Genomic DNA, 11906 nt, shown 5'->3' on the forward strand with positions numbered 1-11906 from the left:
GCATTGCGTAATATTTCCCTGTTCCTGCGATCCCTACTGTTCATGATCATCATGGTCGTGGCCACCATCGTCTGGGCCTGCGTGTGCTTTTTTGCCGCGCCATTGAGCTACAACAAGCGCTATTGGGTCACCTCGCGCTGGAACGTGTTTATCCTGTGGTGCGCCAAGGTCATTTGCGGCATCCGCTATGAAGTCAAGGGCGCCGAGAACTTCCCCGATGCGCCAGCCATCGTGCTGTCGAAGCACCAGTCGGCATGGGAAACCATCTTCTTGCTGCCCAGCCTTCCCCGCCCGCTCGTGTATGTCTTCAAGAAGGAGATTTTGTACATTCCCTTCTTCGGCTGGGCCATGGCGCTGCTGCGCATGATCCCGATCGACCGCAAGCAGGGCAAGCACGCCTTCAAGAGTGTGGTGGCGCATGGCAAGCGCCGCCTGGCCGACGGCCAATGGATTATCATGTTCCCTGAAGGTACGCGCATTCCCGTGGGACAGGCGGGCAAGTACAAGAGCGGCGGCACGCGTCTGGCCATCGCCACGGGCGCCGTGGTGGTGCCGATTGCGCATAATTCAGGCGAGTGCTGGCCCAAGCAGTCATTCCTCAAACGCCCGGGACTGATCACCGTTTCGATAGGCAAACCGATTTCGCCGGAAGGGCAAACCCCGGACAGCATGATGCAACAGGTGGAAAATTGGATAGAATCAGAAATGCGCGTCATTTCGCCTCACGCCTACAACGCTGGCTAGACGGCATCAGCGCGGTCATCCAGGAGCCGACCCTGCGCCAGCAGATGAAGACCATCAAGGTCGGCGACCAGCAACTGGATCTGTTCGCGCATGACGTTTCGACCAGCACGCCCCCGGCGGTGCGCCCCACGGCACCGCCAGCGCCGCCCGTGGCACCGCCGGTAGTGGAGCCCGCGCCCCCCATCGTTCGCCCTGCCCCGCCTCCCCTGCCTTCCCCGCCACGCACCGCCGATGGCCCGCCGCTGCGCCAGCTGCAACTGGGCAGCCACCTCGTCGAATTCGCCCTGCGCCGCTCCACGCGCCGTTCCATCGGCTTCATGATCGACGATAACGGCTTGCGCGTCACCGCGCCCAAGCGTGTCACCCTGGCCGAAATCGACAATGCCATCCGCGCCAAGCAAGGCTGGATCGTCTCGAAGCTGCTGGAACGGGGCGAGCGCAAGGTGCAGCGCCAGCAGCGTCCGCCCGTGGCATGGGTCGATGGCGCCGTGCTGCCCTACCTCGGTGGCGAGATCACCTTGCGCCTGCACCAGGCGCCGCGCCACCGCGCCAGCTTCCAGCGCGAGACGAATGAATTGCATGTTTGGGTCACGCCCACGGGCAGCGAGCAGCAGTTGAAGGAAAAAGTGAAAGGCTGGTTCCAGCACGAGGCGCGCCAGCTGTTCGAAGCACGGCTGGACCTGTATGCGGACAAGCTGGGGGTAAGCTACGATTCGCTGTCGCTATCCTCGGCCGGCACGCGCTGGGGCAGTTGCACCATCGAGCGCAAGATCCGCCTGAACTGGCGCCTGATCCACTTCGCCCTGCCGCTGATCGACTACGTGGTGGCGCATGAACTGTCGCACCTGCTGGAAATGAACCACAGCCCCCGCTTCTGGGCCACCGTGGAATCGATCTATCCTGACTACGATGGCGCCAAGCAGGCGCTGAGAAAACGCTCGCAGGAACTCCCCGTCTTGTTCAATTAAACGGGCAGCAGGGTCTTGATTGCGGCGACCGTACGCGGCGTGGCGCCACGGTGCTGCGCCGCGAAGGCCAGCGCCTTTTGTCCCATCGATGCCAGCTGCGCGGGGTCCTGCAGCAAGACTGACGCCTGCGCCATCAGCGCGTCGGCGTCCGCCACCAGTGCAGCGCCGCCGGCGGCAATCGCCTGCTCGGTCACCAGGGCAAAATTGAAGGTGTGCGGGCCGATCAGCACTGGCTTGCCAAGGGCCGCCGGTTCGATCAGGTTTTGCCCGCCCAGCGGCAGCAGGCTGCCGCCGACGAATGCGCAATCGCAGGCAGCGTAATACGCGAACATCTCGCCCATGGTATCGCCCAGCAGCACCTGCGTGCCCTGCGCCACGGCATCGTCCTGCGCCAGGCCGGACCTGCGCTGGACGACCAGCCCCTGCGCCGCGATCAACTTTTCCACCTCGTCGAAGCGCTGCGGATGACGCGGCACGATCAGCAGCAGCGCATGCGCCGGCAAGCTGGCGCGGATATACGCATCAAGGATCAGCTGCTCCTCGCCTTCGCGCGTGCTGGCGCACAGCAGCACGGGGCGCGCACCGATGGCGCCGCGCAGCCAAGCCCCCGTCGCCAGGGCCGCGTCGGGCACGACGACGTCAAACTTGATGCTGCCCGTGACAACCACGTGCTGCACGCCCAGCTGACGCATGCGATCGGCGTCGTCCTGCGTCTGCGCCGCCACCAGGGTGATGCCGCGCGCTGCGTCGGCAATGAGCTTGCCAAGACGCTGCGCCTTGCCCAGCGAACGCTGTGACAAGCGCGCATTGGCCAACACCACGGGCACTTTGTAGCGAGTGCATTGATGGATCAGATTCGGCCACACTTCCGTCTCCATCAGGATGCAGATGCACGGCGCAAAGTGGCGGATGAAACGGGCCGGCATGGCGCCCGTGTCATACGGCAGATAGCTTTGCACCAGGCGCGCGCCGTGTTTGGCGAACAGCGACTTTCCCGTGGCGCGCCCCGTCGGCGTCATGTGCGTGAGGACGATGCGGCACCTGGGCCAGGCGGCCAGCAGCGCATCGATCAGCGGCTCGGCCGCGCGCGTCTCGCCGACGGAGACGGCGTGCAGCCAGATGGTGTCTGTAGCCGTTGTCGGCTGGCGGCCGTAAAAGCCCAGGCGCTCGCCCCAGTGCTGGCGGTAGCCGGGTTCCTGGCGTCCGCGCAGCCACAGTCGCGCCAGCACCAGGGGCAAGGCCAGCCACCAGGCGAGGGTATAAAGAAGTCGCATGATTGTTGAATGTTGAAGTCAGGAGGTAGGATAGTCGGCCAGCAGGCGACGTGCCGCGGCCAGCACTTCCGGCACGCCGGGCGGCGCACCCTTGTCGCCCAGGTTGATGATTTTCGGCGACCAGTTGCCTTCCGTTTTCCACAGCGGCGAATCGGCATAGATTTCCACCGTCGGGCGCACGAAGGCGGCGGCGATATGCGTGAGACCCGTATCGACGCCGATCACCAGCGCCGCGTGGCGCGCCAGCAGGGTGGCGTCGCCCATCGACAGCTTGGGCAGCACGCGCGCATTCGGCAGGCTGGCCGCCAGCTGTTCGGCTTCCGCCTTTTCCCTGGGCGAACCCCAGGGCAGCAAAATCGGCATGGGCGCGAGCGCCTGGCCCAGGGCGATCCAGTTCTGCGGCGCCCATTTCTTGGCGTCGCGCGCGGTGCCGTGAAAATACACGCAGTAAGGCGCTTCGCCCATCCAGTCCGGGCGCGGTTCGCTGCCGGAGACTTCCGGCAAACCGAAATCGGCCGGCGTATCGACCGTGTAGCCGAGTGCGGCGGCAGCCACCAGGCGGCCGCGCGCTACCGCATGCGTGCGCGGGTCGAGCGGAATGCTCTTCGTGTGAAACAGACGCGAGATGCATTCATAGCCGGAGCCTTCGCTGCCGTTCGCCAGGCCGACCTTCTGCCCGCCCGGCGCCAGGCGCGCGGCGCCCATGATGATGCCCGTCTTGAGCAAGCCCTGGGTATCGAACACATAATCGTAGCGCGTCTGGCGCAGGCTGCGGAAGAAGGCAGCGATTTCCGCGCGCGTCTCCTTCTTGCCCAGGCTCTTGCGCCAGCGCCGTAGCGCAAAGGGAAAGATGGTACCCACGCGCGGGTTCAGGCGCACCAGGCTGGTATAGCCCTCCTCGACCACCCAGTCGATCGTCGCATCGGGATAATGGCGGGCGATGTCCGCCACCATGGGCAGGTTATGCAGCACGTCGCCCAGCGAGGACACCCGCACCAGCAGGATTTTCAAGGGCGCCTGTGCGCCAGGTTGACCGGCCATGCTGTCAGAACGGCAGTACCGCGTCTGGCTTGGCGGCCAGGATCACGCTCTTGAACTGTCCCTGGATGCGCGCCAGGGCCGCCGGCGTTTCCGCCTCGAAGCGCATGACGATCACCGGCGTGGTGTTCGATGAACGGGCCAGGCCGAAACCGTCCGCGTATTCCACGCGCAGGCCGTCGATGGTGATGATCTGTTCATTGCCGGGGAAGACGGCGTCGCGGCGCAGCATGTCCATCAGCGCGACGCTCTCGCCTTCCTTCAGTTCCAAGTGCAGTTCCGGCGTGCTGTCGGACTGAGGCAGGGAGTTCAGCAAGGCTGAAGGATCGGCTTCGCGCGTGAGGATTTCCAGCAGGCGCGCGGCCGAATACAGGCCGTCGTCGAAACCGTACCAACGGTCCTTGAAGAAGATATGGCCGCTCATTTCGCCGCCCAGCGGCGCACCCGTTTCACGCAGCTTGGCTTTTACCAGCGAGTGGCCCGTCTTGTACATCAGCGGCACGCCGCCATGCTTGCTGATCCACGGCGCCAGGTGACGCGTACATTTCACGTCGTACAGAATTTGCGCGCCAGGGTAGCGGGTCAGCACGTCGGCCGCGAACAGCATCATCTGGCGGTCAGGGTAGATGATCTGGCCATCCTTGGTGACCACGCCCAGGCGGTCGCCGTCGCCGTCGAAGGCGATGCCGATTTCGGCATCCGTCTCGGCCAGGCAGCGGATCAGGTCTTGCAGGTTTTCCGGATGCGCCGGGTCCGGATGGTGGTTCGGGAAATTGCCGTCGACTTCGCAGAACAGTTCGATGACTTCGCAGCCCATGCCGCGGAACAGGTCGCCCGCGAACGCGCCCGCGACACCATTGCCGCAATCGACGGCGATCTTGATCGGGCGCGCCAGCTTGACGTCGCCCAGGATGCGCTCCAGGTAGGCGGCGCGGATATCGTGCGTCGCATAAGTTCCCGGCGTAGCGCTGGCGCTGCCATCGTGGGCGACGATGCTGTGGTACAGCGCCTGGATCGCTTCGCCGTGGATGGCTTCACCGGCCAGCACCATCTTGAAACCGTTATAGTCGGGCGGATTGTGGCTGCCCGTGACCATGATGCCGGAGCGCGTGTCGAGCACATTCGTGCCGAAGTAGACCATCGGCGTGGCCACCACGCCCAGGTCGATCACGTCGACGCCAGCCGCTTGCAAGCCCTGCGCCAGCGCCGCCGTCAATTCAGGTCCAGACAGACGGCCATCGCGGCCGATCACGACCCGCTGCTCGCCCTTGGCCAAGGCGGCCTGGCCAAATGCCTGACCGATCTTGTGAGCCACGCTGGCATCGAGGGTTTTGGCGATGATGCCGCGAATATCGTAGGCCTTGAAGATCGTTCTGGACAATGGAAGCATGGTGTGGGCGGTATATAAGAAAGAAGAAGTAAGGGTCAAATAGGGTGCATGGCAAGATGCAGCGCGCGGCTGGCAGCTTGCTACTGCGCCAAGAGTATACCGAATTATACGCGCAGCAGATCGATCGACTTGCCCGATTCCACCCACTGTCTGACCCACAGCGGCTGGCGGCCACGACCTGTCCATTGTTCATTGGTATTGTCAGGATGGCGGTAACGCACCGCGACTTTACCCGTGCGCGGGTGCAAGCCATCGAGTATCAGCTGCTTCAGCGGAATGCCCGCTTGCTGCGCGATGGCCATGATCTGTTCGCGCGCCTTGTTCAAGTCTGCGCGTTCGCGGCGGTTCAATTCCTGCTTGACGTTATCTTCCAGTTTGCGTAATTCCAGCATCGTCATCGTTGACAGATCCATTGGTACATCCTTTATATTAATTTAAATAATAAAATCACGTGGAATATACTACATTGCATAAACATCTGCGCACCATTGCATAATCTCTCGCCAATTGAATCACGGCCATCGTTTTATTTAACGGAGCAACATTAAGATTAAATGAAGAATATTCAGCAAGCGCGCGTGGAAATTGAATAAATATGAATGAAATGGCATTCCGGCATGCCTGAGCGGTGTACCGGCGGCTTATGACCGATATATGGCAGCGAGAAGTGCAGCCCAATTAAATTCCCTATACGACATAATCGGCACCCGCTTTTTCTTCCCGCCGGCCAAGCGCGCAATCGGGCACCTGCCAGAAATACCCCCGACGCCAAAGGGCGGGCATGCTTATAATGCAGGCGCGTAGTTCACTTCACCCGGCACATATGAAAACTTACTTTATCGGCGATCTGCAAGGCTGCCATGCACAAACCGTCGAATTGATCGAACGGATCCAGATGGCAGCGGATGGTCCGTACCGCCTGCTGTTCGCAGGCGACTTGATCAATCGCGGCCCGGCCTCGCTGGCCACCCTGCGCCACATTCACGCGCTGGCGCAGCAGGGCCTGGCCGACAGCGTCCTGGGCAATCATGACTTGCACTTGCTGGCCGTGGCCAACGGCATCCGGCCCGAACATGCTTCCGACACCCTCGCAGAAATCCTCGATGCGCCCGACCGTGAGGAATTGATCACCTGGCTGCGCCAGCGGCCGCTGGCACTGGAACACGATGGCCATGTGCTCGTGCATGCGGGCTTGCTGCCGCAATGGAGCGCGGCCCAGGCCCTGTCCCTGAGCGAGGAGGTATCCACCATGCTGCGCAGCGACGGCTGGGTGGCGTTCCTGCGCACCATGTACGGCAACGAGCCGGCCGCCTGGCGCGACGACCTGCAGGGAGCCGACCGGCTGCGCTGCATCGTCAACGCCATGACGCGGCTGCGCTTTTGCACGCCGGACGGCATGATGGACTTCAAGATGAAGGAAAGCGGCAGCCCGCCGCCAGGTTCCGGCCTGCTGCCCTGGTTCGACGTTCCGGGCCGGCGCAGCGCTGGCGACACCATCGTCTTCGGCCACTGGTCGGCGCTGGGACTGCAATTGCGGGAGCACCTGATCGGCCTCGATAGCGGCTGCGTGTGGGGCGGAAAATTGTCGGCCGTGTGCCTGGAAGACCGCTCGCTGCTGCAAGTCGATTGTCCCGCCTTCCAGCAGCACAGCGGCAAGCAGTAAGCCGCATCGCGCATATGCTTAGTCGAAATCGGTCGTTGGCCATGCGGGGCGCGGCCCGTATGATGCAGCTTTTGCCTTTGCGATCCCATGCATCCTGATACCGACAAGCTGGCGCGCTGGCTGCTCGGCAGCCTGGAACTCGACACCGCCGTCCTGCACGTGGGCCAGTACTGCGGCCGCTGGCGCGCTTCCACGGCGGGCCGGGAACTGGGCAGCTTCCACCTGGTGCTCGATGGCCACTGCTATTTGCACCTCGACGGCGCGGCGCCGATTGCGCTCGGCCCGCGCGACGGCGTCTTCCTGCTGCGCGACTTGCCGCACTTTCTCAGCCCCCACAGCGACCCGCTGCAAGCGATGAGCGCACAAGCCATGCTGCCACTGCAATCGCCCACGGATGGCCTGGCGACGGCGCTGGCCTGCGGCTTCTTTCAATTCCGCGGCGCCCTCTCCGCGCTGATCGTCGACTCGTTTCCGCCGTATCTGCTGATACGCGGCGACGCGCCCGCCTTCAGCGCCGCCGCCGCGCTGTTCGACCTGATCCTGGCGGAGGCCGGCGGCGACCCGGAACAGCCGTCGCCGCTCATCGCGCGCCTGGTCGAGCTGCTGTTCTTCTACCTGATCCGCCATGTGGCGCAGGGCGAGCAGGTGGCGGCCGGCCTGCTGTCGCTGCTGCACCAGCCCGCATTTTCGCCGCTGCTCGAACGCATGCTCGACGCCCCTGCCGACGACTGGTCGATCGAGAACATGGCCAAGGCAGCGTGCATGTCGCGCGCCAGCTTCTGCAAGCATTTCGCCAGCGCCAGCGGCCACTCGCCGGCCCAGTTCCGGCTCCTGCTGCGCATGAAGATCGCCGCGCGGCGCCTGCACGACGGCGTCTCCGTCGAACGCGCGGCCGAACTGGTGGGCTACCGCTCGCACGCCGCCTTTACGCGCGCCTTCAAGCGGGTCACGGGCGAGCAGCCTGGCGCCTACCGGCGCGACCACCGATTGCGCCAGCTGGCCAGCTAAGAGGCTGCCGGGATCAAGGATCACACAATCACAGACGAACGAGCACAAAAGGACGACGCTGACGTCTGTTGCGTGCGCGATATGGCCGATATAATGCCCGGGTGACTTACTAACTTAGCAAGGTACCCCATGTCCCGTCTGACGCTGCACACTCTCGATACCGCACCGGCCGACAGCCGTCCCTGCGTGGAAAAGGCCATCGCCAACAACGGCTTCCTGCCCAACCTGATCGGCGTGCTGGCCAATGCCCCGCTGGCGCTGGAAACCTATCTGACCGTGTCCGGCATCAATGCACGCGCCAGCCTGACGTTAATGGAACGCGAAGTGGTGCAGATCACGGCCGCGCGCATCCATGGCTGCGACTTCTGCATCGCCGGCCATAGCGCCATCTCGCTGAAAAAAGCGGGCCAGACACCCGATACCGTGCGCGCCCTGCAGCACGGCCAGCCGACGGGCGATACGAAGCTCGACGCCGTCGCCGCCTTCGCCACGGCCGTCATCGCCACGCGCGGCGCCGTCAGCGACGCCGAATATCAAGCCTTCCTGGCCGCCGGCTACAACGAACAGCAGGCGCTGGAAGTCGTGCTGGGCATCAGCCTGGCCACCCTGTGCAATTTCTCCAACAGCCTGGCCGGCACACCCGTCAATCCGCAACTGACACCCTACCTGCCTGGCGCCGTCTGACATGGGCCGCCTCAATCACTGGCTGCACATGCACGCCGACCAGCTCGACCAATCGCCGGAACTGGCTGAAACCGTTTTGCCTGCCCTCGCTGGCGACAAGCTGCTGGCCATCGGCGTGCCGCAGGAACACGGCGGCGCGGGCGGCGACGTGCGCGACGCCATCGAGGCCATCGCCAAGGTGGCCGAGCAATCGGTGACGGCCGCCTTTGTCTTCTGGGGCCAGCGCTGCTTCATCGAATTCCTGCTGCAAAGCGAGAACCGCGCGCTGGCAGAGCGCCGCTTGCCCGGCCTGCTGGCCGGCACGCAGGCCGGCGCCAGCGGCCTGTCGAACGCCATGAAATTCTTGTCCGGCATCGAGCAGCTGCAAATCACGGGCGCGCGCCACGGCGACGGCTTGCTCGTCGACGGCGGCCTGGCCTGGGTGACCAACTTGCGCAAGGCGGGCTTTGTCGCGGCAGCCGCCGTGGCGCCCGACGATGGCGCGCCACCCCTCATCGTCGCCTTCGACAGCGGCACGGCGGGCGTCAAGCGCAGCGACGACCTGGACCTGATCGCCCTGCGCGGCAGCAATACGGCTTCCGTCAAGCTGGCGCAGGTGCACATCCCCGCCGCGGACATCATCAGCGACAACGCCCCGGCCTGGCTGCCGCAGGTGCGCCCTTCCTTCCTCGGCATGCAGTGCGGCCTGTCGATCGGACTGGCACGCGCCAGCCTGGCGCAGGCGGCGCAAATCTCGGCCGGCTCGCGCAACCAGCTCACGCCGCGCATCGAAGCGCTGCAGGCGGTCCTGGAAAATGCCGTCGCTACCCTGCTGGCCGGCGTGCACGATGGCCGCTTCAAGACACAGGCGCCGGCCATGTTCCGCCTGCGCATACAGCTGGCCGACGTGCTGCAGCAAGCGCTGATGCTGGAACTGCAAGCCATGGGCGGGCGTGCCTACCTGAACGCCGAGCAGCAGGGCTTTGCCCGCCGCTGGCGCGAATCGTCGTTCATCCCCATCGTCACCCCCAGCCTGACGCAATTGCAGGCGGCCTTGCAGCTGTTCGACAGCCAGCAGGCGGCCAAGGCGGGAGCATCGGCATGAGCGTTGCTGATTGGGCCTTGCAGGCGCAGGATCTGAGTTTTTCCTATGCGGGCAGCGCGCCCGTATTCCAGCACGTCTCGCTGGGCGTGCGCAAGCGCGAAATCGTCTGCCTGCTGGGCGGCAGCGGCTGCGGTAAATCGAGCCTGCTGCGCGTGCTGGCCGGCCTGCAGCCGCCGTCCACGGGCGCCATTCAATTCCTGGACGCGCCCATGCGCGAACCGGATCCGCGCAGCGCCCTCGTATTCCAGCAGGCGAGCCTTTTGCCCTGGCTGAACGTCACGGGCAACGCCGGTTTCGGCCTGGACTTCAAGCACCAGCCGCAGCTCACGCGCGCAGCGCACGAGGCACGCGTGGCGCAAGCCATCGAAGCCGTCGGTTTGAAGGGGCGCGAAAAACTGTATCCGTCCGCGCTGTCGGGCGGCATGGCGCAGCGCGTGGCCCTGGCTCGCGCGCTGGCGCGCGAACCGGAACTGCTGTTCGCCGATGAACCGTTTTCCGCCCTCGACGCCATCACCCGCGCCGAGATGCAGTCGCTGCTGGTCGACGTGGTGCACCGCTGGCACACGGCCGTGCTGCTGGTCACGCACGATATCGACGAAGCCATCCTCGTGGCCGACCGCATCCTGCTCATGGGCGGCAAGCCGGGCAACATCGTGCGCGAGTGGCCCGTCGCCATCGAGCAGCCGCGCATCGGCCACAGCGCCGACGTCATCGCCCTCAAGATGGACATCCTCGACGCCCTGCAGGCGCTGCAAAAGCAGGATCAAACGCCCGCCTTTGCTCCCAATTAATCGACCGGAACTTTCCCATGACATTCGAAGACCAAAACAAACCCCTGCATATCTGCGCCTCGTCCGATTGCGACTGCGGCCTGACGCGGCGCGACTTCCTGCGCATGTCGGCCCTGGCCACGGCCAGCGTCGCCTCGCCGCTGCTGTTCGCCGGCGACGCCATGGCCCAGCAAGGCCCGAAAAGCGACGACCAGCCCGTCAAGATCGGCTACCTGCCGATCACCGACGCCACTCCGCTGCTCGTCGCCCACGCGCGCAAGCTGTTCGAGGCGGAAGGCTTGCAGGCGGAAACGCCGCGCCTGTTCCGCAGCTGGGCGCAGATCATCGAAGCTTTCGTCGCCGGCCAGGTCAACGTCATCCACCTGCTGTCGCCTGCCACCCTGTGGGTGCGCTACGGCGCCAAGTTCCCGGCCAAGGTCGTCGCCTGGAACCACGTCAACGGTTCCGCGCTGACGGTGGCCAACGAGATCAACAAGGTCTCCGACCTGGGCGGGCGCACGGTCGCGATCCCGTTCTGGTATTCGATCCACAACATCCTGCTGCAGCAAATCCTGTCCGCCAATGGCCTGACGCCGGTCACGCGCGCGCGCAACGCGGCCATCAAGCCGAATGAAGTCAACCTGATCGTGCTGGCGCCGGCAGAAATGGTCTCCGCCCTGGCCAGCAAGTCGATCGCCGGCTACATCGTGGCCGAGCCGTTCAATGCGGCGGCGGAAAACGCCGGCATCGGCAAGATCCTGCGCTTCTCGGGCGACGTGTGGAAAAACCACGCGTGCTGCGTCACCTTCCTGTCCGAGCGCGACATCAACACGCGCCCCGAATGGGCGCAGAAAGTCACCAACGCCATCGTCAAGGCGCAGCTGTGGACGCGCTCGAACCAGGTCGACACGGCCAAACTGCTGTCGAACGTGGGCGAGCACCGCTACACGCCGCATCCGCTGCAGGTGCTGACCAAAGTGCTGGCCACCACCGACTACGCCGGCTATGAAAAGCAGGGCCTGATCATGCACAAGAACTGGCAGCAGCGCCGCATCGACTTCCAGCCGTATCCATTTGCCTCGTACACGGAAGAACTGGTGCGCGCCATCGGCCGCACCAAGGTCGAAGGCGATACGCGCTTCCTGGCGAACCTCGATCCGAAGTTCGCCGCGCGCGACCTGGTCGATGACCGCTTCGTGCGCAAGGCCATCACGGCAGTCGGCGGCCCGGCCGCCTTCGGCTTGCCGGCCAACCTGCTGCGCAGCGAAACCGTGGCGGTCTGA

At 64.7% G+C, this 11906-nt stretch carries 12 protein-coding genes; 8 read left to right on the plus strand and 4 right to left on the minus strand.

Annotated elements, in window-relative coordinates:
* Nucleotides 1-3 precede the first annotated feature (3 nt).
* Both AC1RJW_RS09755 and AC1RJW_RS09760 read left to right on the plus strand, forming a co-directional pair.
* Nucleotides 4-744: a lysophospholipid acyltransferase family protein gene (locus tag AC1RJW_RS09755; protein WP_493044758.1), complete on the plus strand. Its 741-nt coding sequence runs from the start codon at nucleotides 4-6 to the stop codon at nucleotides 742-744.
* A 44-nt stretch (nucleotides 745-788) separates the two neighbouring features.
* Nucleotides 789-1712 (plus strand): M48 family metallopeptidase, encoded by a 924-nt coding sequence (locus AC1RJW_RS09760; protein WP_493045143.1) that lies wholly within the window; start codon nucleotides 789-791, stop codon nucleotides 1710-1712.
* On the opposite strand, the gene waaA is transcribed toward AC1RJW_RS09760, so the two are convergent.
* The 4 genes from waaA to AC1RJW_RS09780 all read right to left on the minus strand — a co-directional run bounded on the left by waaA (nucleotide 1709) and on the right by AC1RJW_RS09780 (nucleotide 5827).
* On the minus strand, nucleotides 1709-2986 hold the full coding sequence (gene waaA, locus AC1RJW_RS09765) for a lipid IV(A) 3-deoxy-D-manno-octulosonic acid transferase (RefSeq protein ID WP_493044759.1): 1278 nt from the start codon (nucleotides 2984-2986) through the stop codon (nucleotides 1709-1711). The two genes, AC1RJW_RS09760 and waaA, sit on opposite strands and share 4 nt — an antisense overlap.
* An 18-nt stretch (nucleotides 2987-3004) precedes the next feature.
* Nucleotides 3005-4027: a lipopolysaccharide heptosyltransferase I gene (gene waaC, locus AC1RJW_RS09770; RefSeq protein WP_493044760.1), complete on the minus strand. Its 1023-nt coding sequence runs from the start codon at nucleotides 4025-4027 to the stop codon at nucleotides 3005-3007.
* A gap of 4 nt (nucleotides 4028-4031) precedes the next feature.
* Complete coding sequence (locus tag AC1RJW_RS09775) at nucleotides 4032-5414, minus strand: phosphomannomutase/phosphoglucomutase (protein WP_493044762.1); 1383 nt, start codon at nucleotides 5412-5414, stop codon at nucleotides 4032-4034.
* A 104-nt stretch (nucleotides 5415-5518) separates the two neighbouring features.
* Nucleotides 5519-5827, minus strand: a complete 309-nt coding sequence (locus tag AC1RJW_RS09780) for an H-NS histone family protein (RefSeq protein WP_493044763.1) — start codon at nucleotides 5825-5827, stop codon at nucleotides 5519-5521.
* Nucleotides 5828-6237: 410 nt separating this feature from the next.
* Between AC1RJW_RS09780 and AC1RJW_RS09785 the strand changes: the two genes are divergently transcribed.
* From AC1RJW_RS09785 to AC1RJW_RS09810, 6 genes are all read left to right on the plus strand, one after another.
* Entirely contained in the window at nucleotides 6238-7077 is an 840-nt protein-coding gene (locus tag AC1RJW_RS09785; protein WP_493044765.1) for a symmetrical bis(5'-nucleosyl)-tetraphosphatase, read from the plus strand.
* An 87-nt stretch (nucleotides 7078-7164) separates the two neighbouring features.
* Nucleotides 7165-8085, plus strand: a complete 921-nt coding sequence (locus tag AC1RJW_RS09790; RefSeq protein WP_493044766.1) for an AraC family transcriptional regulator — start codon at nucleotides 7165-7167, stop codon at nucleotides 8083-8085.
* Nucleotides 8086-8214: 129 nt separating this feature from the next.
* Nucleotides 8215-8769, plus strand: coding sequence for a carboxymuconolactone decarboxylase family protein (locus AC1RJW_RS09795; protein ID WP_493044767.1), 555 nt, complete (start codon nucleotides 8215-8217; stop codon nucleotides 8767-8769).
* Nucleotide 8770: 1 nt separating this feature from the next.
* Nucleotides 8771-9853 carry an acyl-CoA dehydrogenase family protein gene (locus AC1RJW_RS09800; RefSeq protein WP_493044768.1) on the plus strand — a complete coding sequence of 361 codons (1083 nt, stop codon included), beginning with the start codon at nucleotides 8771-8773 and terminating at the stop codon, nucleotides 9851-9853.
* Nucleotides 9850-10644, plus strand: coding sequence for an ABC transporter ATP-binding protein (locus AC1RJW_RS09805; protein ID WP_326458782.1), 795 nt, complete (start codon nucleotides 9850-9852; stop codon nucleotides 10642-10644). Before AC1RJW_RS09800 ends, AC1RJW_RS09805 begins: the two co-directional genes overlap by 4 nt.
* 17 nt (nucleotides 10645-10661) lie before the next feature.
* Nucleotides 10662-11906, plus strand: coding sequence for an ABC transporter substrate-binding protein (locus AC1RJW_RS09810; RefSeq protein ID WP_493044769.1), 1245 nt, complete (start codon nucleotides 10662-10664; stop codon nucleotides 11904-11906).

The organism is Janthinobacterium sp. GW822-FHT07A03, assembly GCF_058798815.1.